This is a genomic window from Neomegalonema sp., from assembly GCF_028688855.1.
Classification (GTDB): domain Bacteria; phylum Pseudomonadota; class Alphaproteobacteria; order Rhodobacterales; family Rhodobacteraceae; genus Neomegalonema.
The window spans coordinates 56,335-80,898 of the sequence record NZ_JAQTXI010000012.1; the positions used below are offsets into that span (position 1 = coordinate 56,335).

Below are 24,564 nucleotides of genomic sequence, written 5' to 3' on the forward strand. Positions count from 1 at the left end.
CTTGCGCTCCTCACGCCCCCCAGGTGATCCAGATGTTCTTGATCTGCGTGGCCTGAGCGAGGAATTCGCGGCCTTCGCCCTGTCTGGGGTCGAACCAGTCGCGGGCCAGAGGCTCCGTCCAGATCCGCTTGAGGTTCCCCGCCGAGGCGCGTTCGAAATCCGCCAGAGACCCCGCAGGCGCGAAGGCCCAGAGGGCGTCCACGGCGTCATGTTTGGCCAGCTCCAGACCCAAAGTCGCCGGATCGCCCGTCAGGATGTTGACTGCGCCGCCAGGAACGTCCGAAGTCTCCAGAATCCGGATGAAATCCGAGATGATCAGCGCTTCGGCGAAGGAGGGGACCAGAACCGCCCGGTTCCCCATGGCCAGAATCGGCCCCATCAGCGCAACGAAGCCCAGAAGTCCCGGAGTCTGCGGACAAACCGCCCCGATCACCCCCAGAGGCTCGGGAATGGCCAGAGCCGTCCCCCGGATCGGCGGACGATGGACCGCCCCCTCATATTTATCCGCCCAGGCGCCATAGCTGAAGAGCCGCGCCACGCTGGCGTCGACTTCGGCCTCGCAGGCGGCTTTCGGGCGTCCCGTCGAAGCCTGAAGCCGGGCCGCGAAAGCCGCGCGGGCGGCGGCCAGATTCTCGGCGATGTAGTAAAGGATCTGCGCGCGGGCGTGGCCGCTCTGGCCTGACCAGCCCTCGGCCTTGCGGGCGGCTTCGACGGCGTTGCGGAGATCCTTGCGGTTGGCCTCGGGCAATTCGCCAAGCAGCGCGCCCGAGGCGTGGCGCACAAGCCGCGTGGTCCCGCCGTCGGGGCGGGTCTGCTTGCCGCCGATATAGAGTTTTGGAGTTTGATCCACGCCTTCGGGCTGATCCAGAGGCGAGGCGGGAACCGCCGCAGGAGGCGCGGCCTCCGGCGCGAGCGGCTTGGCTTTGGCGCGCCAGCGCGGCTTGAGATAGGCCTCCAGACCCTCGCGCCCGCCTTCGCGGCCATAGCCCGACTCTTTATAGCCCCCGAAGCCCACGGCGGCGTCGAAGAGATTGGTGGCGTTGATCCAGACCACGCCGCATTTCAGCTTCGAGGCCACGTCGAGAACGCGGCTGATTCCCTCGCTCCAGAGGCTCGCCGCAAGGCCGTAAGGCGTGTGATTGGCGATCTCCACGGCCTCTTGCGGCGTGCGGAAGCTCATGGCGACCAGAACCGGGCCGAAGATCTCCACCTGAGCCAGAGTCGAGGCGGGGTGGACGTTGGTCAGAAGCGTGGGGGCGAGGTAACCGCCCTCCGAAGGCAGGGGGCAGGGCGCCTGATGGATCTGCGCGCCCTCCTTCACGCCCTGCGCCACCAGATCGCGCACGCGCTGCGCCTGGATCGGGCTGATCAGCGCCCCCATGTCGATGGTCTTGTCGAGCGGCGGGCCGACACGCAGGCGCTCCATGCGGCGCTTGAGCCGCATGAGGAATTCGGCCTCGATTCCCTCCTGAAGCAGCAGCCGCGAGCCCGCGCAGCAGACTTGCCCCTGGTTCAGCCAGATGGCGTCCACCACGCCCTCCACGGCGGCGTCGAGATCGGCGTCTTCGAAGACGATGAAGGGCGATTTGCCGCCCAGCTCCAGGGTCAGGGCCTTGCCGCTTCCGGCGGTGGCCTGACGCAGGATGCGCCCCACCTCCGTCGAGCCGGTGAAGGCCAGCTTGGCCACCCCCGGATGGGCCGCCAGAGCCGCCCCCGTCTCGCCCTCGCCCGTGACGACGTTGACCACGCCCGGCGGAATCCCCGCCCGCTCGCAGAGCTCGGCGAAGAGCAGGGCGGTGAGGGGCGTGTCCTCGGCGGGCTTGAGCACCACCGTATTTCCCATCGCCAGAGCAGGCGCGATCTTCCAGGCCAGCATGAGCAGCGGGAAATTCCACGGGATGATCTGGCCGCAGACGCCGACCGGCTCATGATCGGGGAATTCGGCGGCCTGAAGCTGCGCCCATCCGGCGTGATGGTAGAAATGCCGGATGGCCAGAGGAACGTCGATGTCGCGGCTTTCGCGGATCGGCTTGCCGTTGTCGAGGGTCTCGACCAGAGCGAAGAGCCGCGCATGACGCTGGAGTCCGCGCGCCAGAGCGTAAAGGTGCTTGGCCCGCGCATGGCCGGGCAGAGCCGACCAGCCCGGCAGAGCCTTCGCGGCGGCCTTGACGGCGGCGTCCACATCGGCGGCGCCCGCCCTGGCGATCTTGGCCAGAACCGCGCCCGTCGAGGGATCGCGGGTGTCGAAACTCTCGCCGGATCTCGCCTTGCGCCAGGCCCCGCCGATGAAGAGCTTCGCCTCGGCGCCGAGGCTCTTCAGCCATGCGCGCGCCGGAGCGTCGCTTTCCGGCGAAGGGCCATAGGGCAGGCTCATGTCCAGAATCTCCGCGATGGAGGGGGTCGACTCGGTCATCAGAGACTCTCCTCAGGCGAGGCCATGGCGGTCATGGGCGGCGTAACGGCCCGTCGCGTAATGCTCGAGCTGGCGTTCGATGTCGCCCACCAGAGACGAAGCGCCGATGCGGAAGAGATTCGGCTGAAGCCAGTCCTCGCCCAATTCCTCCTTGACCAGCATGAGCTGTCCGAGGGCGTCCTTCGTGGTGGAGATGCCGCCCGCGGGCTTGTATCCCGCCACATGGCCCGTGGCGTCGCGCCAGGCCCGGATCGCCCGCAGCATGACGAGCGTCACCGGGAGGGTCGCGTTGACGCTCTCCTTGCCCGTGGAGGTCTTGATGAAGTCCGAGCCCGCCATCAGCGCCACCCAGGAGGCCTTCGCCACCAGATCCAGATTCCGCAGGTCGCCCGTCGCGAGGATGGTCTTCATGTGGGCGGGGCCGCAAGCCTGCTTGCAGGCGCGGATCTCGTCGTAAAGCTCGCGCCAGCGCCCCGCGAGCGCCAGTTCGCGCGTGATCACGATGTCGATCTCGGCGGCGCCGTCGGCCACCGAGGCCTCGATCTCCGCGAGCTTCGTCTTCAGCGGCGAGAGCCCCGCCGGAAAGCCCGTCGAGACGGCGGCCACCGGAATCCCGGAGCCCTTCAGCGCCTCCACGGCGGTTCCCACGAAGCGGTGATAGACGCAGACCGCGCCGGGCGTGATCCGTCGATCCGCCAGCCCCAGAGCCGCCTGGAGATCCGCCCGCAGAGGCTGGCGCGCCTTGGCGCAGAGCCGCCGCACGCGGCCTTCGGTGTCGTCGCCGTTGAGGGTGGTGAGGTCCACGCATTGCAGCGCCCGGATCAGCCAGGCCGCCTGCCATTGCTTCTTGACGCTCCGTCGCCCGCCGAGGCTCTCGGCGCGGCGCTCGGCGGCGGAGGCGTTGACGCGCAGCGCCTCCAGAGGCCCGAGGTCGAAGGGAGCTCCCGGATTCCCGGGATGGGGCGCAGGAGGCGCCGCCTCCCGAGCCTTCGCCGTCTGCGTCATGGCCTGCGCCCTCCCAGGAAGCCGGAATTTCTGCCGACTCTGGATGACATGGGGCGCAGGCCGCCGCAAGAGCCCTTGCGAGAGCTTACAGCGCCGCGAGCAGCACCTTGTCGGGCGGCGTGTGGCCGCTGAGGAAGGTGTGGATGTTGAGGATCATCTTCTCGCCCATGGCCACGCGGCTCTCCAGGGTGGCCGAACCCATGTGCGGCAGCAGGAAGACGTTCGGCAAGGCCCGCAGACGCGGATTGATGTAGGGCTCGTCCTCGAAGACGTCGAGCGCCGCGCCCGCCAGCTCGCCCGCCTCCAGCATGCGGATCAGGGCGTTCTCGTCGATGATCTCGCCGCGCGCGGTGTTGACGATGTAGGCCTCGGGCTTCATCAGCTTCAGGCTGCGGCTGGAGAGCAGATGATAGGTCGCGGGCGTATAGGGGCAGTTCACCGAGAGGATGTCCACCCGCGCCAGCATCTGGTCGAGGCTCGGCCAGTGGGTCGCGCCCAGCTCCTCGGCCTGAGCGGCGGGCAGGGGCTTGCGGTTGTGGTAATGGATCTCCAGGCCGAAGGCGCGCGCGCGATGCGCCAGAGCCTGCCCGATGCGGCCCATGCCCAGAATCCCGAGCTTCTTGCCCTTGAGCTGGCGCCCCATGAGGAAGGTGGGCGTCCATCCCGTCCAGCGGCCTTCCTGCAGCAGCTTGACGCCTTCGGCGAGGCGGCGCGGCGCCGCGAGGATCAGCGCCATGGCCAGATCCGCCGTGTCGTCGGTCAGCACGCCCGGCGTGTTCGAGACGGTGATCCCGCGTCCCACGGCGCTTTTCACGTCGATATGGTCCACGCCCGCGCCGAAATTGGCGATCATGCGCATCTGCGGCCCGGCGCTCGCCAGAAGGGCGCCGTCGATGGGATCGCCGAGCGTCGGCGCCAGAACCTCGGCGCGCTGGACGGCCGCATGCAGCTGTTCGCGCGTGAAGGGCTTGTCCTCGGGATTCAGCTCGACGTCGAAGAGCTCGCCGAGGCGGGCTTCGATCTGGTCGGGGAGTTTGCGCGTGACGATCACGCGCGCTTTCGGGCGAGGGGCGGGCATGCGAATCTCCGGTTCTCGGGCGAGGGGGCCGCGCCTTGTTCTGGGGCGGTTGGCCAGGCCATGGACATTCTGTTACGAAAACATTCGCATCTTTGAAAGAAAATTTTGCGAAGACGCGCAAAAACCCGCCCCCTGCGAAAGAAGGAGGCGGGAAGCTTCAGACTCAGCCGGGGATCTCGGACTGGGCGAAGAAGAAGCCGATCTCGCGGGCGGCGCTCTCGGCGCTGTCGGAGCCGTGGACCGAGTTCTCGCCCTTCGAGAGCGCGTAGAGCTTGCGCACGGTGCCTTCGGCGGCTTGGGCCGGATCGGTCGCGCCCATGACCTCGCGGTGCTTCAGCACGGCGTTCTCGCCTTCGAGGATCTGGATCACCACCGGCTCGGAGATCATGTAGCCCACCAGCTCGCCGTAGAAGGGGCGGGCCTTGTGCTCGGCGTAGAAGGCGCCGGCCTGGTCCTGGGTCAGACGGACGCGCTTCTGCGCCACGATGCGCAGGCCCGCGTCTTCGAAGACCTTGTTGATCGCGCCGGTCAGATTGCGCTTGGTGGCGTCGGGTTTGAGGATCGAGAGCGTGCGCTCGACGGCCATGGGAGAATTTCCTGTTCTGGATCGGCGGGGGCCGGAAAGGCGCCTCCGCGCTGCGCCTCGCGGATATCACGCGGCGCGCGGAGCCGCAATCCGCAAGCTGGTCGGGCGGCCGGAGGCGGATCAGACGGGGCGGGTCATCAGCAGGCTTTCGCCATGGCGCGTCAGGCGCGGATGGGGCGCGATCTCCAGACTTCCCGTCCGGCGGAAGCCCATCGACTCGTAAAGCGCCCGCGCGGGGGCGTTGTCGGCCCAGACGAAGAGCGAGACCATCCCGAGCCCCTCGCGCTGCGCGGTCCTCAGCGCCGCCCCGATCAGGGCGCGCGCGAGTCCGCGTCCGCGGAAGCCCGGCAGGACCCCGATCCGCGAGACGTGCAGCGCCTCCTTCGGCATGAGCGCCGGGAAGCCCGCCAGATGCGCCAGACGCTCGGCGGCGGGGTCGTCGGGCGGAACCTGTCCGGCCAGATGCGCCGGATAGGCCGCCATGGCGCCCGCCGTCTCGCCCTCGGCCTCGACGATCCAGCTCCAGCGCCAGCCGTCGGGGCCGTCGCCGCCGTAGAGCTGGCTCATGAGCGCCCCCGCCGAGACCCCCGGAAGGAGATCCTCGAAGACGAAGCGCGCGAATTCCGGCGTCGTCAGCATCTCGACGGCGGCCAGCATGGGGGCGTCCTCGGGGCGCGCGGGCCGGAGGCGGTCGCCCGGAAGAAGGGCGCTCATTCGGCGGCGGGCGCGGCTGCGACGACGGCGGCGGCTTCGGCTTCGGCGGCCGCCTCGGCCCTGACGATCTCCTCGGCGCGCTTCTCGACCAGCTCGACGATATGGTCGATCATCTGGTCGTTGGACATCTTGTGGCTCGGGCGTCCCGAGACGTAGATCATCCCCGAGCCCGCGCCGCCGCCGGTGAATCCGAGATCCGTCTCGCGGGCTTCTCCGGGGCCGTTGACCACGCAGCCGATGACCGACAGCGTGATGGGCTGGCTCACATGGGCGAGGCGCTCTTCAAGACGGCTCACCGTGTCGATGACGTTGAAGCCCTGGCGCGCGCAGGAGGGACAGGAGATGATCGTCACGCCCCGATGCCGCAGGTTGAGCGACTTCAGGATCTCGTAGCCGACCTTGACCTCCTCCTCGGGCTCCGCCGAGAGCGAGACGCGGATCGTGTCGCCGATCCCCATCCAGAGGAGATTCCCCAGGCCGATGGAGCTCTTCACCGCCCCGATGGAGCGTCCGCCCGCCTCGGTCACGCCGAGATGCAGGGGGTAGTCGCAGGCTTCGGAGAGCGCCTGATAGGCCGCCGCCGTGAGAAACACGTCGGAGGCCTTCACGCTGATCTTGAACTCGAAGAAGTCGTTGTCTTCGAGGATGCGGGCGTGTTCGAGCGCGCTTTCGACCATGGCGTCCGGGCAGGGCTCGCCGTATTTCTCCAGGAGGTGGCGCTCCAGGGAGCCGCCGTTGACTCCGATGCGCATCGAGCAGCCGTAATCCCTGGCCGCCTTGACCACCTCGCGCACGCGCCTGGCGTCGCCGATGTTGCCGGGGTTGATGCGCAGGCAGGCCGCCCCCGCCTGAGCCGCCTCGATGGCGCGCTTGTAGTGGAAATGGATGTCCGCGACGATGGGGACCGTGCTCGCGCGCACGATCTCCCTGAGCGCCGCCGTGGATTCGACGTCGGGGCAGGAGACGCGCACGATGTCCGCGCCCGCCTCGGCGCAACGCCGGATCTGCTCGATGGTCGCCGGAGCGTCGGCGGTGATGGTGTTGGTCATGGTCTGGACGCTGATGGGGGCGTCTCCGCCCACCAGCACCTTGCCGACGCTGATCTGACGGCTCTTGCGCCGCGCGATGTCGCGCCAGGGACGAACGCTCATCCGGTCCTCCGAACTCCAGCCCTGACCTCGCCGCGCCCGACCCGAAGGCGGGGGCGTCGGCGTTCAGTCCACCGGGCGCATGCTGCCGAAAGCGCGCCCGCCGTTGCCGGGCGCCGCCTCGGGATAGACATAGGACGGCGGCGGATTGGAGACAATGCGCTGCTCGGGGCGACGCTCGGGCGCAGGGCGCTGCACGCGCTGGGCGGCGGGCAGAGGCTGGGCCGCAGGCGACGAGACGTTCCAGACCGGCGGAGCCGCCAGAGGCGCGGCCGTCTGAACGGGCGCAGGCGCAGGCGCGCGCGGCGCGGAGGCCACGGCGGCCGGTCGCGGCTGGGCGTTGGCGGCGGCTCTGGCGCGCAGGCTCGGGGCGCTGAGGTCGAAATCGCGGAGGACGGCGGCGGTGCGCGCGAGAGGGCCGAGCGCCTCGCCCGCCACCTCGACGGTCAGGCCGGAAGGATCGCCCACATGCAGACGCATGCCGTCGCTGCGGCCTGCGGGCGGCGTGAAGCGGTCGCCGGGATTGAGCTCGCCGCTGAAGAGCACGGCGTTGGTCTCCGCGTCGCGGGCCTCCATCCAGACCGCGCGCCGGGCGACCAGAGCGAAGGCGGGCGCTCCGGCTTCGGCCGCAGGGAGGGCGGAGGGCGCCTCGGGGGCGGCTCCGGCGGTCAGGAGGGCTTCGCCCTCGACGGCGGAGGCCGGAGGCGTGGCGGCGGCGGTCCGGGTCAGGGCCGAGGCGAGCGGCGCGTCGATGGGCGGCAGAGGGGGCGGCGCGGCGGTCGTGTCGGAGGCGGCGGCCCAATAGGCGTCCACGCTGCGCTCGTAGGCGGCGGCGCTCGGACGCTCCAGGGCGGCGACGGTCACGGCGGCGGGCTGCGGCTCTCCGCCGCTGAAGACGGCCGCGACTCCGGCGTGGTCCATCAGCTTCCAGCCGCCCCAGAGGATGCCCCCCGCGAAGGCCAGAGGCGCCAGCATGGCGATTCCCCCGAGCAGGCCCCGCCAGACGCGGCCGCGCTCGCGGCGGCGGGCCAGACCCGCGAGCGGATCCTCTCGGGGCGGCATGCGGCGGAGGGGCGCCGATTCGGTCTCGCCGCGGCGGGCGTGGGTCAGGGGCGCGAGGATGCGCGCGACGCCGCTTTTCTCGCCCTGGCCCTGGCCCTCGACCTCCTTCTGGAAGCGCTGGGCGGTCTTTTCGGGATCGAGTCCGAGATAGCGGGCGTAGACGCGGAGGAATCCGGCCGCATAGGCCGGATCGGGAAGTCTGTCGGGGCGCACGTCCTCGATGGCGAGCAGATAGGCGGCCTTGATCTTCAGATCGCGTTCGATCTGGTCCAGACTCCGGCCGGAGCTGGCGCGCGCGCCGCGAAGTTCGTCTCCGAGAGAGACGTCCGCTTCCTCGAATCGTAAAGTCGAGATGCTTCGATGCGCCGTCATGGACCGCCCCGACTCGCGCGCCGCATGGCGCGCCCTTGTGTTTTTGGCCAGCGTCTTTTTTTAGCTCAGGAGGCCGCATGTTGCAACGCGCTTCTCCCCCGTGAAAAGCTCTCACGGCGGACAGGTTGCCGCAATTTCCTCAAGAGTTGGTTGACTCTGGCCCCCCGGAAGACCTGCGGCGGCAGGTCGGAAAGGTCAGGGCGGCGGGCCTGCGGAGGTCGGGATCCGCAGGCCTGCGGAGAGTCCTCAGGCGGCCCGGCGCAGCGAGCGCCGACGCCAGATGGCTTCGAGCGCCCCCACGAGGGCGTCCATGTGAGCGTCCGTATGCAGCGGCGAGGGCGTGAACCTCAGGCGTTCCGTCCCGCGCGGCACGGTCGGATAGTTGATCGGCTGCGCGTAGAGCGAGAATTCCTTCAGCAGGGCGTCCGAGACGGCCTTGCATTCCGTCGGATCGCCGACGAGCAGCGGCACGATGTGGCTCGGGCTGTCCATCACGGGCAGATCCGCGGCCCGCAGCCGCGCCTTGAGCGTCGCGGCGCGCTCCTGATGGCGCGTCCTCAACTCGGGGTGGGCCTTGAGCCAGCGGATGCTCTCCGCCGCCGCCGCCGCGAGGGTCGGGGGGAGGGAGGTGGTGAAGATGAAGCTCGCGGCGTAGCTGCGCACCACGTCCACCAGACGCTCCGAGGCGGCGATGTAGCCGCCCATCACGCCGACGGCCTTGCCGAGGGTGCCCTCCACCACGTCGAGGCGGGAAAGGGCCGCCTCGCGTTCGGCGACGCCGCCGCCCCGCTCGCCGTACATGCCCACCGCATGGACTTCGTCGAGATAGGTCAGGGCGTCGTAGCGCTCGGCGAGGTCGCAGACCTCGTGGATCGGGCCGAAGTCGCCGTCCATGGAGTAGACCGATTCGAAGGCGATGATCTTCGGGCGCGCGGGATCGGCGGCCTTCAGAAGGTCTTCGAGGTGGTTCAGGTCGTTGTGACGCCAGATCTTCTTCTCGCAGCGGGCGTTGCGCACGCCCTCGATCATGGAGGCGTGGTTCAGGGCGTCCGAGAAGATGACGCAGTCCGGCAGCACCCGCCCGAGCGTCGAGAGGCTGGCCTCGTTCGAGATGTAGCCCGAGGTGAAGAGCAGGGCGGCGTCCTTGCCGTGCCAGTCGGCGAGCTCGCGTTCGAGGTCGACGTGGTAATGCGTCGTGCCCGAGATGTTGCGCGTGCCGCCCGAACCGGAGCCCGCTTCGTCGGCGGCGCGCTTGAGCGCCTCCAGCACGGCGGGGTTCTGGCCCATGCCGAGATAATCATTGCCGCACCAGACGGTGATTTCACGGGTGGAGCCGTCGGCTTCGCGCAGGAGCGCCTGCGGAAATTCGCCCCTGATGCGCCGGATGTCGGCGAAGACGCGGTAACGGCCTTCGGCGCGCAGGGCTCCGAGGGCGCTGTCGAACATCTGGTCGTAGCGCGTGGGCGCGCGGTCGGCATGGTCCTTCATGGCGAAATCGTCCCTCCCCGACGATGAACGTCTCTGTTGAGGGAGCATGGACTCAAGAACCGGGACGCTCAAGGGCGCCGACGCGGAATCGACACGAAAAGACGAGCGCGATTCGTCGCAAGCGGCGGAGAAACCTGAATAAATCCGAGCGAAACGCTCGGTTATTCTCCGGGGAAGGCCGCCTCGAACTGCACGCGCCGGTTGATCGAGCCGGGGCCATGGGTCTCGACCAGCTCCACCGGATCGGGCCGCGCCGCCGCGATCAGGCGATCCGCGGGGGCGCCCCGGGCGATCAATTCGGCGATCACCGCCTGAGCCCTCTCCCGGGCGAGGCGCTGGTTGGTTTCGGCGCCGCCGAGGCGGTCCACATGGCCGATCACCCGCAGACGCGGCGCGCCGGGCTGCTTCAGGATCTCCACGGCCTCGTCGAGGGCTTCGAGGTTGCGGGCCTGCGCGAGGTTCGCGCCGTCGGGCGTGAAGATCGCGGTGCGCGCCGCCCAGAGCCGCAGCCGGGCTTCGGGCTTCTCGGCGGCTTCGGCGAGGGCCGCGAGGCCGCGCGTCTCGGCGGCGAGGTCTCCCTGACGCGCGGAGAGGGCGGCGATCTCGGATTCCTGGGCGAGGATGCGGGCGCGGGCCTCCGCGAGGGCGGCGGCGGTTTCGCTCTGGACGAGCCGGGCGGCCTCCAGGGCGGCTTCGGCTTCGGCGCGGGCGCGGCGCAGGCCCTCCAGCTGGGAGGTCAGGCCCGAAAGGCGGGCTTCGGCCTGAGCGGCGCTGCGGGCGGCTTCGGGCGAGGCGCCATGGGCGAAGCGCGTCTGGAGCGGAAAGCCCTCGCCCGCGGCGGCGGCGAGGCGCGCGCTCAGGGCTTCGGCGTCGGCGCCGGGCGGCAGCACGCCGCTGACCTCGATCCGCGTGCGGCCGGACCAGCTTGCGGAGACCGGCGCGTCTCCGAGGACGGGCTCCTCCGCCATGGCCTCGCGCACCCGCTCCAGGGCGGCTTCGCGGCGGTTCGCCTCCCAAGCCTTCCAGGCGAGCAGCCCCAGCAGCCCCAGCAGCAGCAGCGCGCCGAGCGCCAGACGCCGACGGCGGGCGCCCCGCCGCGCGGAGGCCTTCTGCGTCGTGAGCAGCGCGCGGGCGAGGGGCGCGAGGGCGTCGGGCCGGGAAAGGGCCTCGGGCGAGGCCTCGTCGATTCCGTCGAGGAAATTCGAGGCGGCGTCCTCCATGCGCTCGCGGCGCTCGGCGGAGGGGGAGCCGCTGGCCTCCATGGCCACGATCCTTTCGGCCCGCGCCTGGAGCGCCACCGAACGGCCGTTGAGGTCGAGGGAGCGCAGTTCGTCGCCTTCGCCGCTGCGCAGGGCCTCTTCGGAGAAGGCGAGGATGGCGGCGATCATGCCGCCGATCATCTCGGCGGCGGCGGGATCGGCGGGATCCTCGGGCCATTGGGCGATGAGTCCGCCGCTATGGCGGTCGATGAGCAGGATGCGCGAGACGCCGCCCCGCGATCCCAGCTCCGCGAGGGCCAGCTCGCTGACGCTGCGCCCCGTGAGCAGCGCGCGCAGACGCAGCTTCCAGCCCTGGGCCGAGGCGAGGGCGTCGAGGCGGGCGTTGACGTCCTCGACCAGCTTGCGGAAGCTGTCGGCGACGGCGGCCTTGACCATGCGCCCGGCGATGGGGCGGAAGGTCTCGGCCATCTTCTCGCGGGAGTTCTCGATTTCGGCGCGGATGGCGCCGCCCATCATCGGGGCGAGGGTCGAGGCGAGGGCCTTGCCGCGTTTGTCGCGGGTTTCGCGCAGGGCCTCGACGAGGTTGTCGGCCATGGCCTCGCGGATGGAGGCCTTGTCGCCCATGGCGCCCTCGACCGCCTCCAGACGGGCGGCGATCCGCGCGAGGGCTTCGCGGTCCTGGCCGAGGATCAGCGCGCGCAGACGCGCCAGGCGCGCCGCTTCGGCCTCCGCATGGGCGGCCTCGGCGGCGACGCGCAGCCGCTGCGCGACTCCGGGATCGGGGCCGGAATCAGCCATGGCCCTCGCCTTGTCCGGCGGCCTCCGCCGGGGGCGTCTCGGCGAGCGCGCGCAGGTCTTCGCTCATCTGGGCGAGATTGGCCGAGATGTCCGAGAGGGTGCGGCGGCGGCGCTCTTCGCCGCGGGCGTCGAGCTCGCGCAGGCGGCGGTCGGTTTCGGCGTCGAGGTCGCGCAGACGGCGGTCGGTCTCGGCGGCGGCCTGGGCGAGGCGGCGGTCGGTCTCGCGCAGGCGGTCCTCGAGGTGGTTGATCCGGTCGAGCAGACGGCGCTGGACGTCTCCGAAGAGCAGGTCGCGGACCTGCGCCATGGCGACGTCGGGGGTGGCGGCTTCGGTCTGGGGCGGATGGGCGGAATAGGCGGCGTCGGTCATGAGGGCTCCGGCGAAAGGCGTTTCGGGTGCGCCGCGCAAGGCGACGGAACAACTCCGTATGGTCGAATCGGACAAGAAATTCTCAAGATCTCCTTCGCGCGGCCTGCGTCGGACATCCCCGACGGCGATCCCCCCGACGTCCTCCCGGACGCCCTCGCGCGGCGCGGGAGCAGACTAGCGGCGGCTCAGGCGAAAAGATAGACGGCGCGGCGCGGGGCGGCGGCGCGGGAGGGGCGGATTCCGCGGGTTCTTCCGGGGAGGACCGGAGATTTGCACGGATTTCCACGGATCTGCGGGGGCCTGGCGGCGGTCTGGTTCTTCCGGAGGGGTCAGAGGCCCCGGCGGGCCATGAAGGCGGCGGCGATGGTGCCTTCGTCCAGATGCTCCAGCTCTCCGCCCATGGGCACGCCCTGAGCCAGGACGCTGGTCCGGATCCCCAGATCCGCGAAGGCCTCGGCGAGGTAATGCGCCGTGGCGCGGCCGTCCACGGTGGCGTTGAGCGCCAGCACGACTTCGCGGGGCATGGTCTCGGCGGCCCGGGCGAGAAGCTGCGGAATGCGCAATTCCTCCGGTCCGACGCCGTCCAGAGCCGAAAGACAGCCCCCCAGCACATGATAGCGCCCGTGGAAGGCCCCCATGCGCTCGAGGGCCCAGAGATCGGCGGAATCCTCCACCACGCAGAGCGCCGCCTCGTCGCGGCGGGGATCGGCGCAGATGGAGCAGATCTCCGCCGTGTCGATGTGCCCGCAGATCGAACAGGGACGGATCTTCTCGGCGGCGAGGGCCATGGCCTCGGCCAGAGGCGCGAGCAGGGCCTCGCGGCGCTTGGCCAGATGCAGCGCCGCCCGTCGCGCCGAACGCGGTCCCAGACCCGGGAGACGCGCCAGAAGCTCGATGAGCCGCGCCAGCTCCGGCCCCATGGGCGAAGCGGCGTTGGGGCCGGAATTCGGGCGGCGGGAGGAGTCCATTGGCTTCGCCTCAGGTCAGGAGCGGATCGTTCCGTCGCCGGTCACGAGATACTTGAAGCTCGTGAGCTGCTCGGCGCCCACCGGACCCCGCGCATGGAGCTTGCCCGTCGCGATGCCGATCTCGGCGCCCATGCCGAATTCGCCGCCGTCGGCGAACTGGGTCGAGGCGTTATGCATCAGGATCGCGCTGTCGAGGCCTTGGAAGAAACGCGCCACGGGAGCGGGCGCCTCGGCCAGGATCGATTCGGTGTGGCCCGAGCCGTAACGACGGATATGCTCTATGGCGCCCTCGACGCCGTCCACCATCTTCGCCGCGATGATCGCGTCGAGGAATTCATGGCCGTAGTCTTCGGGCGAGGCGGGGATCGCCTCGGGCGCCAGAGCCCGCACGCCTTCGTCGCCGCGGATCTCGCAGCCCGCCGCCGCCAGAGCCGCCACCACCGGCGCCACATGCTCGGGCGCGGCCTTGTCGAAGAGCAGGCATTCCGCCGAGCCGCAGATTCCCGTCCGGCGCATCTTGGCGTTGACCGCCACCTTGACGGCCATGGCCTCATCGGCGGAGGCGTCGACGTAGAGATGGCAGATCCCTTCGAGATGGGCGAAGACCGGGACGCGCGCCTCCTTCTGCACCCGCTCGACGAGGCTGCGGCCTCCGCGCGGCACGATGACGTCCACGTAATCGACCATCTCGCCGAGCAGAATCCCCACGGCGGCGCGGTCGCGGGTGGGCACGCGCTGGACGGCGTCCTCGGGCAGGCCCGCCGCCTTCAGCCCCTCGCGGATGACCTCCAGGATCGCGCCGGATGAGGCGAAGCTCTCCGAGCCGCCGCGCAGAATGGCCGCGTTGCCCGACTTCACGCAGAGCGCCCCCGCGTCGGCGGTGACGTTGGGGCGCGATTCGTAGATGATCCCGATCACGCCGATGGGCGTGCGCACCCGGCGGATCCGCAGACCATTGGGGCGCGTCCAGTCGGCGATGACCTCGCCCACGGGATCGGGCGTCGCCGCGACCTCGCGGAGGCCCTTGGCTATGCCCTTGAGCCGGGCCTCGTCCAGCAGCAAGCGGTCCAGCATGGAGCCCGAAAGGCCCCGCGCTTCGGCGCGGGCCATGTCCTCGGCGTTGGCGGCGAGGATTTCGGCGGAGCGGGCCTCCAGAAGATCGGCGGCGATCTCCAGAGCCTTGCGCTTGGCCTCGGAAGGCGCCTCGGCCAGCAGACGCGCGGCGGCGCGGGCGCGCTCGCCGAGGGCCTTCATCGCGGCGCGCAGAGCCTGCGGGTCTTCGGAGGATTCGATCTGAGAGGAGGGGATCGCCTGATTCATGACTCGCTCCAGATCGCCATGTCGTCCCGATGGCTGATTTCGGTCCGGCCGGGGTGGCCGAGAATGGATTCCAGTTCGTCCGACTGCCGACCCGCCGCCTTGCGGGCCTCGACGGAATCGTAAGCCGCCAGAGCCACGCCCAGTTGCGCGCCCGCCTCGTCCTGAATCGCCACGGGTGCGCCGCGTCCGAAGACGCCCTGCACCGCCTTGAGCCCCGCCGGAAGCAGCGAGCCGCCCCGCTTCAGAGCCCGCGCCGCGCCAGCGTCCACGATGAAGGCGCCCTCGGTCTTGAGCCCCGAGATCCAGCGTTTGCGGGCGCTCTGGGGCGTGTGGGTCGGCAGGAACCACGAGCAGGGCGCGCGATTCTCGGCCAGAGCCAGCAAGGGGCGCTCGACGTCGCCTTTCAGGATGGCCATGGCGCATCCGCCCTGCAAGGCGGTCTGGGCGGCCATGACCTTGGTCTTCATCCCGCCCTTGCTGACGCCCGAGACGGGATCTCCGGCCATGGCGGCGATCTCCGGGGTGATCTCGCGGATCACCGGAAGGCGCCGGGCCGTCGGGTCGAGGTTCGGATTGGCCGTATAGAGCCCGTCCACGTCCGAGAGCAGGATCAGCCGATCCGCCTCAAGCGTCAGCGCCGCCTGAGCCGCGAGGCGGTCGTTGTCGCCATAGCGGATTTCATCCGTGGCGACGGTGTCGTTCTCGTTGATGATCGGGACCGCGCCCAGATCGAGCAGGGTCTTGAGCGTCGAGCGTCCGTTGAGGTAGCGGCGGCGGTCATGGGTGTCGCCGAGCGTCAGCAGCACCTGAGCCGCCACGATCCCATGGGGCGCCAGCACCTCGGAATAGGCCCGCGCCAGGCCGATCTGACCCACCGCCGCCGCCGCCTGGGCGCGCTCCAGCGGCAGGGGGCCTTTCGCCAGGCCGAGAATCCCGCGTCCCAGAGCGATGGAGCCCGAAGACACCAGAGCCACCTGCGCCCCGCCTGCGCGCAGGGCGGCGACGTCGGCGGCGAGTCCCTTCAGCCAGTCCTGACGCAGCGCGCCGGACCTGTCCACCAGCAGCGCCGAGCCGATCTTGACCACGATCAGCCTGCCGGAGCGGAAGAAGCCGCCCGGATCGAAGCCCGCTTCGGCTTCGAGCGGGGCGGTCCGGATCAACTGGGCGACCATGGGGCGGGCTCCTTGGGCGCGGCCTCCACGGCGCGGGCCTCGTCGACGACCTTCAGCAGAGCGCGCAGCATGGGTTTGACCCCTTTGCCCGTCGCGCCCGAAAGGGGCAGGATCTTCTTCGCGCCCGCCTTGCGCAGGAGGGCGGTCTTCTCCTTGACCTCGGCTTCGGTCAGGGCGTCGATCTTGTTCAGCCCGAGCAGGCGCGGCTTGTCCGGCAGGCCCTCGCCGTATTCCTCAAGCTCCTTGACGATGACGCGGTAATCCTCGACCAGCGTCTCGGAGGTGCCGTCCAGCAGATGGAGGATCACCGCGCAGCGCTCCAGATGGCCGAGGAAGCGGTCTCCGAGCCCCGCGCCTTCATGGGCGCCCTCGATGAGTCCGGGCAGATCAGCGACCACGAATTCGCGCTCGTCCACCGCCGCGACTCCGAGGCCCGGATGCAGCGTGGTGAAGGGATAATCCGCGATCTTGGGCCGCGCGTTGGACACCGCCGAGAGGAAGGTCGATTTCCCGGCGTTGGGCAGACCCGTCAGGCCCGCGTCGGCGATGAGCTTCAGCCGCAGGAGAATCGTGCGCTCCACCCCCGGCAAACCCGGATTGGTCCGGCGCGGAGACTGGTTGGTCGAGGTGACGAAGCGCGCGTTGCCCCATCCGCCGTTGCCGCCCTCGGCCAGAAGCGCCCTCTGCCCGACCTCCACCAGATCGGCCAGAAACTCGCCGGTCTCGTAGTCGTAGACCTCGGTGCCGACGGGGGCCTTCATCACCACGTCGGCGGCGCCGGCGCCGGTGCGGTTCTTGCCCATGCCGTGGCCGCCCGCCCGAGCCTTGAAATGCTGCTGATAGCGATAGTCGATGAGGGTGTTCAGTCCGTCCACCGCCTCGATCCAGACGTCTCCGCCCCGGCCGCCGTCTCCGCCGTCGGGTCCGCCGAATTCGATGAACTTCTCGCGCCGGAAGGAGAGGCAGCCCGCTCCGCCGTCGCCCGACTTGATGTAGACCTTCGCCTGATCCAGAAATTTCACGCCGCGCCCTCCCCGCGCCGACTCGTCCAGAGCGCGCGCGTCAGTTCATAGATGATGACGGCTTCGCCGCCCAAAGGATATTCGCCCGAGGCCCTGAATCCCAGAGCCTCCGGAAGCCGCCGCGAAGCCGCGTTCGTGCGGAGGATCTCCGCCCGGACCGCCGGAGCCGCGAACGCGGCGAAGAGATAATCCAGCAGCCCCGCCGAAGCCTCGCGGGCGTAGCCCTGGCCCCGGGCCGCGCGGGTCAGCCACCATGAGATGTCCGGAGCCCCCGCCGCGTTTCTCGGCCCGACGCCCCATTCGCCGATCAGGGCGCCGTCCGCCTTGCGCCGCAGCCCGAGCCGGAAGCCCGGAGCCCCCCGGAAGCGGCTCGCGCGGATGCGCTCCAGAGCCGCCGCCTCGGTCAGAGGCGAGGGGAGATTCGCCATCTGGCGGGCGATCCCGGGATCGTCGCCGATCCGGGCGAGCTCCGCCGCATCCTCGTCCTGCAGGGGCGCGAGGATCAGGCGAGCCGTGTCGATGAAGGGCGGGGCGGGCGGCGCATCTCCGGCGGCGAGATCCAGCCGCAGGCAGTCGACCTCCTCGCCGCGCGCCCGGCAGAAGACGGGGCGGATCTCGCCCCTGTCCCGGAAGCCGAGCTTGCGCAGCACCTTTCCCGAAGCGGGGTTGTCGGTGAAATATCCCGACGTCAGCTCCGCGAAGCCCTCGCCCGAGCCGCCCCGCGCGAAGCCCTCCGCCAGGACCGCCCGGCCCGCCTCCGTGGCGTAGCCCCGGCCCCAGGCCTCGAAGCCCAGCCAGTAGCCGAGTTCGGCCTCGGCCCGGCGCAGGGGATCGGCGTGCAGCCCGACGGCGCCTTGCAGGCCTTCCGAATCGCAGATCGCCCAGACGCGCCCGCCCTCCTCCAGGATGAGCGCATGGCGCGCGATGAAGTCCCCCGCCTCCCCGACCGTGTAGGGCTGGGGAATGGACGAGACCATGCGCGCCACGCGCGGGTCTCCCGCCAGCGCGACGAGTCGCGGCGCGTCCTTGGGCGTCATGGGCCGGAGCGTCAGACGGGGCGTGCGCAGCACGGGGTTCATGAGGTCGGGTCCCGAAAGCGAAAGGGGGCGGTCTTCGCGGACCGCCCCCTTCGGGAATTCCAGAGATGAGGCGGCGTCTTACTCGGCGGCTTCCGCCGGCGGGAGCACCGAGACGAACTGACGGCGGCCGCGGCCCTCATGGAACTGGACGTTGCCGTCGACGGTCGCGAAGAGGGTGTGGTCCTTGCCGAGGCCGACGTTGGCGCCCGGCCAGACGCGGGTGCCGCGCTGACGCACGATGATGCCGCCCGAACGGATGGCCTCGCCGCCGAACTTCTTCACGCCGAGACGGCGTCCGGCGGAGTCGCGACCGTTGCGCGAGGAGCCGCCTGCTTTTTTCTGAGCCATGGAATGGCCTCCTTCAAATCAGGTTGACCGCGGGCGCTCAGGCGCCGGCGATGGCGCCGATGCGCACGAGGGTCAGATACTGGCGATGGCCGCGCTTGCGCTGCGAGCCGTGCTTGCGGCGACGCTTCTTGAAGGCGATGACCTTCTCGCCGCGGATCTGGTCGATGACGGTGGCGGTCACCGTGGCGCCCGCGACGGTGGGGGCGCCCACGGTCACGTTCTCGCCCTCGCCGACGACGAGAACCTCGTCGAAGGTGATCGTGGCGCCGGCTTCGACTTCGAGCTTCTCGATCCGAAGCACGTCGTTCTGGGCGACGGTGTACTGCTTGCCGCCCGTTCTGATGACCGCGAACATCGCGTCCTCGCTAGGATTATGGCGCGCCCTGCGGCGCCGACCCCGGAAGGTCGGACTTGCACATGGGCCATCGGGCGGCGCGTTGGAATGACGACGCGCGTCGAGCGAAGGCTCTGCGCGCGTAGGGGGGCCATATAGGGCGGTCAGGCGCCTCTTGTCAACGCGCCATCGCTTCGGGAACCCGCGTCGCGGCGAAGGGGAGGTTCGGGAGCTTCGGCTCCTCCCGCGCGATGAGCTCAGGCGAATCCGGGCGCGGCGCGGGGGTCGTCGGCGCGGGCGGGGCCGGAGCCCCAGGCGGAGAGGCCGGAACCAGAGTCAGCGCCACGATCTCGGGCGGATTGAGGAACCGCAGCGGCAGGGCCGCCGTGCCGATCCCCCGCGAGACGTAGAGCGGGCCTTGCGCAGTCTCGTAGAGTCCGGCGACGAATCCGTGGCGCGACATCGTGATCGGGCAACCGATCATCGGCAGGCAGATCTGCCCGCCATGCGTATGGCCCGCCACCGACAGCGAGGCCGGACGCGGCAGCCTCACGGCTTCGTCCGGGCGATGGGTCAGGAAGATCAGCGGCGCGGCGGGGTCCGTTCCGGCCAGGGCGAGGTCGGGCCGCGCGCCCTCGGGGCCGACGGGGTCGTCCACGCCGGCGAGGACCAGCCTTCCGCCGCCGGGAAGCGCGATTTCGAGGCTTTCATTGCGCAGCACCCGCGCGCCGCCCTCCGCCAGAGCCGCCGCCATGGCCTCGCCGTTCTCGGCCCAGTCGTGATTCCCGAGGATCGCGTAGACGCCCAGAGGCGCCTGCAATCCGCCGAGGATCCGCGCCGCGGCTTCGGGATCCACGCGCATCCAGTCGTTGTAGAGCTTCTGCGCCGGGCCATGGCTGATCCCGGCGTAATCGCCCAGCAGAAGGATCAGGTCGGGCTTCTGCGCCTCGACCATGGGCTTGAGCCTCTCCGCCAGCCGCCTTTCGGACCAGTGCAGCGACAGCGATTGCGTGTCGGCCACGACCAGAGCCCGGATCGGCGCCTTCAGCCCCTCGATGCGGATTTCGGCCTGATTGACCTCCAGCATCCGGGGCTCGACGAGGAAGGACCAGAGAAAGGCCGAAGCCCCCAGACCGAAGAGGATCCGGCGCAGCTTGCGGAAGCGGGAGCGGGGGGCTTCGGGAATCGGTCAATCCTCCGGGAAGGGGTCTTCCGGCGCGTCGCGCAGGCTCCAGCCCAGCGAGGCCCATGTGCGCCTCATGTGATCAGGCAAAGGCGCCGAAATCGTCAAGGTCCGCCGGGGCTCGATGGGATGGGGCAGGGTCAGGCTGCGGGCGTGCAGATGCAGCTTGCGGCTGATCTCTCCGCCGAGCTGGGCGCCGTCCTCCACCGAGGAGCCGCCGTATTTGCCGTCGCCGACGATGGGATGTCCGATCTCCGCCATATGGGCGCGCAGCTGATGGGTGCGGCCCGTCACCGGGCGCAGGATCGACCATGAGGCGCGTTTGCCCGCCGAATCGACGGTGAAGTAGTCGGTGCGGGCGCGTTTGGCGCCTTCGGTCTTGTCGACCTCGTTCGGGTGGATGCAGCGCATCTTCTCGGCTTCGCCCTTGGGGCCATGGCCCGAGCCCTTGACCAGCCCGTAACGGATGATTCCGTGATCGGGCACGGGGCGGCCGACCACGGCGGCCCAGTAGATCTTGCGGGTGGCGCGGCTGAAGAACAGCTCGCCCAGACGCGCCGCCGCCTGAGAGGTCCGCGCCGCGAGAATCACGCCCGAGGTGTCGCGGTCGAGGCGATGGACGAGCCTGGGCTTGTCCTTGCCGGGCAGGCGCAGGGCCTCCAGCATGCCGTCGAGATGGCGCGTCACGCCGCTGCCGCCCTGGGTCGCCAGTCCCGGCGGCTTGTTCAGGGCGAAGAGATACTTGTCCTCGTAGATGATCATGTCCCGGACGGCGCTGACGTCCTCGGGGTCGAGGCCCTCGGCGGGATCGCGCGGCGGAGCCGGTTCGTCGGGCAGGGGCGGCACGCGCACCTTCTGCCCCGGCTCCACGCGGTCGCTGGACTTCGCCCGCGCGCCGTCGAGCCGGATCTGGCCCGTGCGCAGGAGCTTTTCGACCGCGCCTTGCGTGATCTGGGGGAATTTGCGCCTCAGCCAGCGGTCGAGCCTCTGCTCGCCCTCTTCGGGGCCGATTTCGAGAATCTGAACGCCGGACATGACCGCTCCTGAAGTTTGCGCGTCCGAGAGCGTCGAAGCGCTCCCGTTTTCTTATGACTGCGCGATTCGCCCCGAAAAGCCTTTCAGGCTTTTCGGATCGCGCTCCGAAGGGGCGAGATAGCGATTCGCAGGCCGGAAGGAAAGGCTCGCGGCTTCAGGATCTGCGGAAAAGCGCCGCAGCCTCGACATGGGCCGACCAGCGGAACTGGTCCACCGGCTGGATCTTCTCCAGCCTGTAGCCGCCGTCGATGAGGATCCGGGCGTCGCGGGCGAAGCTGGCGGGATTGCACGTCACCATCGCCACGCGCGGAACCTTCGAGCGCGCGATCTGCTCGCATTGCGCCTGAGCTCCCGCGCGGGGCGGATCCAGGATCAGCCCCTGGAACTCCTTCAGCTCATGGGGGATGAGCGGGCGGCGATGGAGGTCGCGCCGCGTGAAGCTCACCGACTTCAGCCCCTGGGCCCGGCGCATGGCGAGAGTCCCGGCCTCCACGGCGGAGGCCTCGCTCTCGAAGGCCTCGACGTTGGCGAAGCGCGCCAGAGGAAAGGTCAGGGCGCCCGCTCCGGCGAAGAGGTCCGCCGCGCGCTTCACGCCCTTGAGCGCCTCCACGACGAAGGCGGCCAGGGCGGATTCGCCTTCGGCCACGGCCTGAAGGAAGCCGCCGGGCGCGGGCGCGACGAGGGTTCCGCCGAAGTCCTGAACCGGAGGCCGCCGCGCCGCCACGGGCTCGCCGTCCCAGACGAGCCGCGCCAGATCCAGCGCCTCGGCGGCGAGGGCCAGCTCCTGCCTCAGCTTGAGGTCCAGCGGCTTTCCGCCCTCCACCGAGAGGTCCAGCCCGGCCCGGGAGGCGGTTGCGGTCATGCGGACCGTGGTCTGACGCGCCGCGCCCACCTCGGCGATGCGCCGGAGCCTGGGCAAAGCCGCCATGAGGTCCGGCGCCAGGATGCGGCATCCGGCGGCGTCCACGATCTCGTGCGAGCCCCGCGCGGCGAATCCGAGCGTGATCTCTTCGCGGGTGCGCAGCAGGCTGAAGGCGGCGCGGCGCCGCGAGGCGGCGGGCACGGTGATCGTCGGCAGGATCTCGGCCTCGATTCCGCGCTGTCCGAGCGCCCGCTCCACGAGATCGGCCTTCCAGAGCGCGATCTCCTCATCCTGCACATGCTGCACGGAGCAGCCGCCGCAACGCCCGAACTGCGGACAGGGCGGAGTCTGGCGCCAGGGCGAGACCGGGAGGATCTCGACGGGCTCGCCCGCCGCGTCGAGCCTCAGGCGGTCGCCGGGGGCCGCGAAGGGGACATGCAGAAGCTTCCCCTCGGGAGAACGGGCGATTCCATCGCCCTGCGCTCCGAGCGCCTCGACTTCGATCTCCGCCGCCCGTTCCGCCGCCTGTCCCATGATGTCATCCGGGTTTTTTCGTGAGCCACAAGCCCAGAACCAGCGCCGCCAGAGCCAGAGCCACCGAAAGCCCCGCATAGAGCGTCGCGCCAAGCCAGCGCTCTTGCGCCAGGAGGCGTTGAAAGTCGAGCGAAAAGGCGGAGAAGGTGGTGAAGCCGCCCAGGACTCCCGTGGCGAGGAAGAGCCGCCAGCCCTCGGCGCCCGAGCCTCCGCGCAGCGCCAGCCAGCCCGCGACGAGCCCCATGGCGAAGCTCCCGGCGATGTTGACCAGCAGGACTCCCATGGGGAAATCCGGCCAGATCCGCCCCGCCGCCGCCGTCGCCCAGAGCCGCAGCATGGCGCCGAGGCCGCCGCCCGCGCCGACCAGAAAAGAAGCCGTCAATCCGTTCGCCATGGCGCGTCACCCCAGAAGATAGACTCCCGCCGCCAACCCCGCGCAGAGGGCGCCGAGCGTCAGGAGCATGAGGAAGAAGGCGTCTCCCTGATCCCGATCCTTCCGGCGCAGGTCCGGAGAGGCCGCAAGAAAGCCGAGGACGGCGAATCGCGTCAGGTCATGAGGCGGGAAGGGATCCTCCGGCCGCATGATCAGCCAGCCTGCTCCCGCGCCGAACAGCGCGGCGAGGGATATCTCGAGCACCGCCCGCCGCCCGAAGACGCCGCCTCCGATCCGCTGGGCCGCGCGGCTCGTCAGGGCGCGCGTCCCGACGCCCAGCAACGCGCCGATCAGCATCCAGAGCCAGGAGGGGAGGCTCGTCATCCGCCAATCCACCAGGGCGGCGCTCCGAATCCTCCGGCCAGCGCCGAGCCCGTCATGAACCCCGCCAGATGGACAGGAATATGCAGCGGAATGCGGGGAAAGATTCCCTTGCCGACCACAAGCGCCCCCATGGCGCCGCCAGAGATCGTGGCGGTCAGCGCCGAAGGCAGAGGCGTCGGAGAGGTCAGCCTTCCGAAGATCAGGCCGAGCAGGAACAGGGCGGCGCATTCGACGAGGAGGAGCTTGCGGGCGGAGCCTCCTGCGAGGAACGGGCCCGCCCTCCGGATCGTCACGCCCAGGCCCGTCCCGAGGATCAGCCCCAGGAGGATCGTCAATCCCGACGCCGCCGGATCGTTCATCACGCCCCCTTCACGGCCCCGAGGAGCCTTTCGCGATTGCCGTCGCCGCCGGGAATGGGGCTCTCCATGGTCCCGACCACCCGCCAGCCTTCGGCCTCCAGAAATTCCGCCACGAGGGCGAGGGCCTCTTCGCCCGCCGCCTCCTCCTTGAGGATCCCGCCCTTGCCGACCCTCCCCGGCCCGAGCTCGAACTGCGGCTTGACCAGAGCCGCCAGCCAGGCCCCCGGCCTCGCCCGCCCCAGAGCAGGCCCCAGAGCCTTGGTCAGCGAGATGAAGGAGAGATCCGCCGTCAGGGCTTCGGGATCTTCGGGCGGATCCTCCGGCCCCATCTCGCGGACGTTGAAGCCCTCGCGCGCCGAAACCCGAGGATCGGCGGCGATCCGGGGATGCAATTGCCCGTGGCCCACGTCCAGAGCCCAGACCCGCCGCGCCCCCCGACCGAGCAGAACCTCGGTGAATCCTCCCGTCGAGGCCCCGAGGTCATAGATCGTCCGGCCCTCCGGCGAGAAGCCGAAGCCGTCGAGCGCCGCGAGCAGCTTCAGGGCGCCCCGCGAAACCCAGACGAGGCCGCCGGCCTCCACGGCGAGATCGTCGCTTTCCGAGACCTCCTGAGCGGCCTTGCGGACGGGCGCGCCGTTCAGCCGCGCGAGGCCGTCGCGGATCAGGGCCTGAGCCCGGGCGCGGCTTTCCGCCAGGCCCCGCGCGACCAGAGCCTGGTCAAGCCGCATGGCGCCGGATCCGCCGCTTGAAGGTGAGGTTGGGCCCATGTCCGCGCATCAGCCAGAGCCCGATCAGCCCGAAGACCACCCAGGAAGCGGCGTGATTGGCGAGGATTCCGCTCCAGTGCGCGCCATGAGGCGGCCAGCAGAGATCCAGCGCCATGGTCAGCCCCGCGATGAAGGCGAGGCCTCCCACGGCGGCCTCGGGGGCGTGGCGCCATTTCGTCCAGGCCCCGACCTGGAAGAGAAGCAGCGCCAGAGCGCAGAGCGTGAAATACCAGCGGAGCGTCGTGAAGGGCGCGGATTCGCCCATCAGTTCGGGCGGAGCGCTCTCCTCGGTCCAGAGCCGCAGCAGCAGGAATCCGAGCATCGTCAGCAGCAGCAGATTCAGCGCCGCCGCCGCGCCGAGCCATCCGCGCAAGCCGAAATCCCGCCGCGACCGGGCTTCGGCCTCGGTCAGCGAACGCCATTTCAGACCCGCGGAGACCGGATCTCCCAGGAGTCCCAGGGCGGTCTTCGGGGCGCTTTCGAGGGCGAGGGGCGGATTTTCGCGCATGGCGCTCCCATATCACGCGCCCGCTCCTCATGCGAGCGCGGATGCGCCGGGCGCCGCGCTTC

The 24,564-nt window shown here is 70.4% G+C and carries 24 protein-coding genes and 1 pseudogene; all 25 read right to left on the reverse strand.

From position 1 onward, the window contains the following. Positions 1–10: 10 nt before the first annotated feature. The 25 genes and pseudogenes from PHN62_RS10590 to PHN62_RS10710 all read right to left on the reverse strand — a co-directional run bounded on the left by PHN62_RS10590 (position 11) and on the right by PHN62_RS10710 (position 24,502). On the reverse strand, positions 11–2,413 hold the full coding sequence (locus PHN62_RS10590) for an aldehyde dehydrogenase family protein (protein ID WP_300150147.1): 2,403 nt from the start codon (positions 2,411–2,413) through the stop codon (positions 11–13). Positions 2,414–2,425: 12 nt separating this feature from the next. Then, on the reverse strand, positions 2,426–3,418 hold the full coding sequence (deoC, locus tag PHN62_RS10595) for a deoxyribose-phosphate aldolase (RefSeq protein WP_300150149.1): 993 nt from the start codon (positions 3,416–3,418) through the stop codon (positions 2,426–2,428). An 85-nt stretch (positions 3,419–3,503) separates the two neighbouring features. Continuing rightward, the gene (locus PHN62_RS10600) at positions 3,504–4,496 is read right to left on the reverse strand and encodes a D-glycerate dehydrogenase (RefSeq protein ID WP_300150151.1); all 993 of its coding nucleotides are present in this window, start codon (positions 4,494–4,496) and stop codon (positions 3,504–3,506) included. A 163-nt stretch (positions 4,497–4,659) separates the two neighbouring features. Beyond that, a complete protein-coding gene (gene ndk / locus PHN62_RS10605) occupies positions 4,660–5,082 on the reverse strand; it encodes a nucleoside-diphosphate kinase (RefSeq protein ID WP_300150154.1) in 423 nt (140 codons plus the stop codon). 120 nt (positions 5,083–5,202) lie between these two features. Then, positions 5,203–5,796, reverse strand: a complete 594-nt coding sequence (locus PHN62_RS10610) for an N-acetyltransferase (RefSeq protein ID WP_300150157.1) — start codon at positions 5,794–5,796, stop codon at positions 5,203–5,205. Further along, on the reverse strand, positions 5,793–6,947 hold the full coding sequence (gene ispG, locus PHN62_RS10615; protein WP_300150159.1) for a flavodoxin-dependent (E)-4-hydroxy-3-methylbut-2-enyl-diphosphate synthase: 1,155 nt from the start codon (positions 6,945–6,947) through the stop codon (positions 5,793–5,795). The genes PHN62_RS10610 and ispG overlap by 4 nt, the downstream gene beginning before the upstream one ends. 63 nt (positions 6,948–7,010) lie before the next feature. Continuing rightward, positions 7,011–8,378, reverse strand: coding sequence for a helix-turn-helix domain-containing protein (locus tag PHN62_RS10620; protein WP_300150162.1), 1,368 nt, complete (start codon positions 8,376–8,378; stop codon positions 7,011–7,013). Between the two features lie 246 nt (positions 8,379–8,624). Continuing rightward, positions 8,625–9,866: a 5-aminolevulinate synthase gene (hemA, locus tag PHN62_RS10625; protein WP_300150164.1), complete on the reverse strand. Its 1,242-nt coding sequence runs from the start codon at positions 9,864–9,866 to the stop codon at positions 8,625–8,627. Positions 9,867–10,027: 161 nt separating this feature from the next. Beyond that, entirely contained in the window at positions 10,028–11,884 is a 1,857-nt protein-coding gene (locus tag PHN62_RS10630; RefSeq protein ID WP_300150167.1) for an OmpA family protein, read from the reverse strand. Beyond that, positions 11,877–12,254 carry a hypothetical protein gene (locus PHN62_RS10635; protein ID WP_300150170.1) on the reverse strand — a complete coding sequence of 126 codons (378 nt, stop codon included), beginning with the start codon at positions 12,252–12,254 and terminating at the stop codon, positions 11,877–11,879. Before PHN62_RS10635 ends, PHN62_RS10630 begins: the two co-directional genes overlap by 8 nt. A 329-nt stretch (positions 12,255–12,583) precedes the next feature. After that, complete coding sequence (gene recR / locus PHN62_RS10640) at positions 12,584–13,222, reverse strand: recombination mediator RecR (RefSeq protein WP_300150173.1); 639 nt, start codon at positions 13,220–13,222, stop codon at positions 12,584–12,586. 15 nt (positions 13,223–13,237) lie between these two features. Then, the gene (locus tag PHN62_RS10645) at positions 13,238–14,542 is read right to left on the reverse strand and encodes a glutamate-5-semialdehyde dehydrogenase (RefSeq protein WP_300150176.1); all 1,305 of its coding nucleotides are present in this window, start codon (positions 14,540–14,542) and stop codon (positions 13,238–13,240) included. Further along, a complete protein-coding gene (proB, locus tag PHN62_RS10650; protein WP_300150179.1) occupies positions 14,539–15,714 on the reverse strand; it encodes a glutamate 5-kinase in 1,176 nt (391 codons plus the stop codon). Before proB ends, PHN62_RS10645 begins: the two co-directional genes overlap by 4 nt. Next, a complete protein-coding gene (gene obgE, locus PHN62_RS10655) occupies positions 15,699–16,736 on the reverse strand; it encodes a GTPase ObgE (protein WP_300150182.1) in 1,038 nt (345 codons plus the stop codon). Before obgE ends, proB begins: the two co-directional genes overlap by 16 nt. Beyond that, positions 16,733–17,815: a GNAT family N-acetyltransferase gene (locus tag PHN62_RS10660; RefSeq protein WP_300150185.1), complete on the reverse strand. Its 1,083-nt coding sequence runs from the start codon at positions 17,813–17,815 to the stop codon at positions 16,733–16,735. Before PHN62_RS10660 ends, obgE begins: the two co-directional genes overlap by 4 nt. A 78-nt stretch (positions 17,816–17,893) precedes the next feature. Continuing rightward, positions 17,894–18,163 carry a 50S ribosomal protein L27 gene (gene rpmA / locus PHN62_RS10665; protein ID WP_300150188.1) on the reverse strand — a complete coding sequence of 90 codons (270 nt, stop codon included), beginning with the start codon at positions 18,161–18,163 and terminating at the stop codon, positions 17,894–17,896. A gap of 58 nt (positions 18,164–18,221) precedes the next feature. After that, a pseudogene (rplU, locus tag PHN62_RS10670) lies at positions 18,222–18,518 on the reverse strand (50S ribosomal protein L21); the annotation flags it as partial. Between the two features lie 157 nt (positions 18,519–18,675). After that, positions 18,676–19,584, reverse strand: coding sequence for a metallophosphoesterase (locus tag PHN62_RS10675; protein WP_300150194.1), 909 nt, complete (start codon positions 19,582–19,584; stop codon positions 18,676–18,678). A 102-nt stretch (positions 19,585–19,686) separates the two neighbouring features. Next, complete coding sequence (locus PHN62_RS10680; protein ID WP_300150196.1) at positions 19,687–20,715, reverse strand: RluA family pseudouridine synthase; 1,029 nt, start codon at positions 20,713–20,715, stop codon at positions 19,687–19,689. A 154-nt stretch (positions 20,716–20,869) separates the two neighbouring features. Continuing rightward, positions 20,870–22,111, reverse strand: coding sequence for a hypothetical protein (locus PHN62_RS10685; RefSeq protein WP_300150199.1), 1,242 nt, complete (start codon positions 22,109–22,111; stop codon positions 20,870–20,872). Between the two features lie 4 nt (positions 22,112–22,115). After that, positions 22,116–22,505, reverse strand: coding sequence for a fluoride efflux transporter CrcB (gene crcB, locus PHN62_RS10690; protein ID WP_300150202.1), 390 nt, complete (start codon positions 22,503–22,505; stop codon positions 22,116–22,118). Positions 22,506–22,511: 6 nt separating this feature from the next. Then, entirely contained in the window at positions 22,512–22,868 is a 357-nt protein-coding gene (locus tag PHN62_RS10695) for a hypothetical protein (protein WP_300150204.1), read from the reverse strand. Then, complete coding sequence (locus tag PHN62_RS10700; protein WP_300150207.1) at positions 22,865–23,227, reverse strand: hypothetical protein; 363 nt, start codon at positions 23,225–23,227, stop codon at positions 22,865–22,867. The genes PHN62_RS10695 and PHN62_RS10700 overlap by 4 nt, the downstream gene beginning before the upstream one ends. Next, positions 23,227–23,955, reverse strand: a complete 729-nt coding sequence (locus tag PHN62_RS10705) for a TlyA family RNA methyltransferase (protein ID WP_300150209.1) — start codon at positions 23,953–23,955, stop codon at positions 23,227–23,229. Before PHN62_RS10705 ends, PHN62_RS10700 begins: the two co-directional genes overlap by 1 nt. After that, on the reverse strand, positions 23,945–24,502 hold the full coding sequence (locus PHN62_RS10710) for a hypothetical protein (RefSeq protein ID WP_300150212.1): 558 nt from the start codon (positions 24,500–24,502) through the stop codon (positions 23,945–23,947). Before PHN62_RS10710 ends, PHN62_RS10705 begins: the two co-directional genes overlap by 11 nt. Positions 24,503–24,564 lie beyond the last annotated feature (62 nt).

Coding starts and splice junctions, on each gene's coding strand:
- PHN62_RS10590 (WP_300150147.1), bottom strand. CDS start 2,413: ATGACCGAGTCGACCCCCTCCATCGCGGAGATTCTGGACATGAGCCTG.
- deoC (WP_300150149.1), bottom strand. CDS start 3,418: ATGACGCAGACGGCGAAGGCTCGGGAGGCGGCGCCTCCTGCGCCCCAT.
- PHN62_RS10600 (WP_300150151.1), bottom strand. CDS start 4,496: ATGCCCGCCCCTCGCCCGAAAGCGCGCGTGATCGTCACGCGCAAACTC.
- ndk (WP_300150154.1), bottom strand. CDS start 5,082: ATGGCCGTCGAGCGCACGCTCTCGATCCTCAAACCCGACGCCACCAAG.
- PHN62_RS10610 (WP_300150157.1), bottom strand. CDS start 5,796: ATGAGCGCCCTTCTTCCGGGCGACCGCCTCCGGCCCGCGCGCCCCGAG.
- ispG (WP_300150159.1), bottom strand. CDS start 6,947: ATGAGCGTTCGTCCCTGGCGCGACATCGCGCGGCGCAAGAGCCGTCAG.
- PHN62_RS10620 (WP_300150162.1), bottom strand. CDS start 8,378: ATGACGGCGCATCGAAGCATCTCGACTTTACGATTCGAGGAAGCGGAC.
- hemA (WP_300150164.1), bottom strand. CDS start 9,866: ATGAAGGACCATGCCGACCGCGCGCCCACGCGCTACGACCAGATGTTC.
- PHN62_RS10630 (WP_300150167.1), bottom strand. CDS start 11,884: ATGGCTGATTCCGGCCCCGATCCCGGAGTCGCGCAGCGGCTGCGCGTC.
- PHN62_RS10635 (WP_300150170.1), bottom strand. CDS start 12,254: ATGACCGACGCCGCCTATTCCGCCCATCCGCCCCAGACCGAAGCCGCC.
- recR (WP_300150173.1), bottom strand. CDS start 13,222: ATGGACTCCTCCCGCCGCCCGAATTCCGGCCCCAACGCCGCTTCGCCC.
- PHN62_RS10645 (WP_300150176.1), bottom strand. CDS start 14,542: ATGAATCAGGCGATCCCCTCCTCTCAGATCGAATCCTCCGAAGACCCG.
- proB (WP_300150179.1), bottom strand. CDS start 15,714: ATGGTCGCCCAGTTGATCCGGACCGCCCCGCTCGAAGCCGAAGCGGGC.
- PHN62_RS10660 (WP_300150185.1), bottom strand. CDS start 17,815: ATGAACCCCGTGCTGCGCACGCCCCGTCTGACGCTCCGGCCCATGACG.
- rpmA (WP_300150188.1), bottom strand. CDS start 18,163: ATGGCTCAGAAAAAAGCAGGCGGCTCCTCGCGCAACGGTCGCGACTCC.
- PHN62_RS10675 (WP_300150194.1), bottom strand. CDS start 19,584: ATGCTGGAGGTCAATCAGGCCGAAATCCGCATCGAGGGGCTGAAGGCG.
- PHN62_RS10680 (WP_300150196.1), bottom strand. CDS start 20,715: ATGTCCGGCGTTCAGATTCTCGAAATCGGCCCCGAAGAGGGCGAGCAG.
- PHN62_RS10685 (WP_300150199.1), bottom strand. CDS start 22,111: ATGGGACAGGCGGCGGAACGGGCGGCGGAGATCGAAGTCGAGGCGCTC.
- crcB (WP_300150202.1), bottom strand. CDS start 22,505: ATGGCGAACGGATTGACGGCTTCTTTTCTGGTCGGCGCGGGCGGCGGC.
- PHN62_RS10695 (WP_300150204.1), bottom strand. CDS start 22,868: ATGACGAGCCTCCCCTCCTGGCTCTGGATGCTGATCGGCGCGTTGCTG.
- PHN62_RS10700 (WP_300150207.1), bottom strand. CDS start 23,227: ATGAACGATCCGGCGGCGTCGGGATTGACGATCCTCCTGGGGCTGATC.
- PHN62_RS10705 (WP_300150209.1), bottom strand. CDS start 23,955: ATGCGGCTTGACCAGGCTCTGGTCGCGCGGGGCCTGGCGGAAAGCCGC.
- PHN62_RS10710 (WP_300150212.1), bottom strand. CDS start 24,502: ATGCGCGAAAATCCGCCCCTCGCCCTCGAAAGCGCCCCGAAGACCGCC.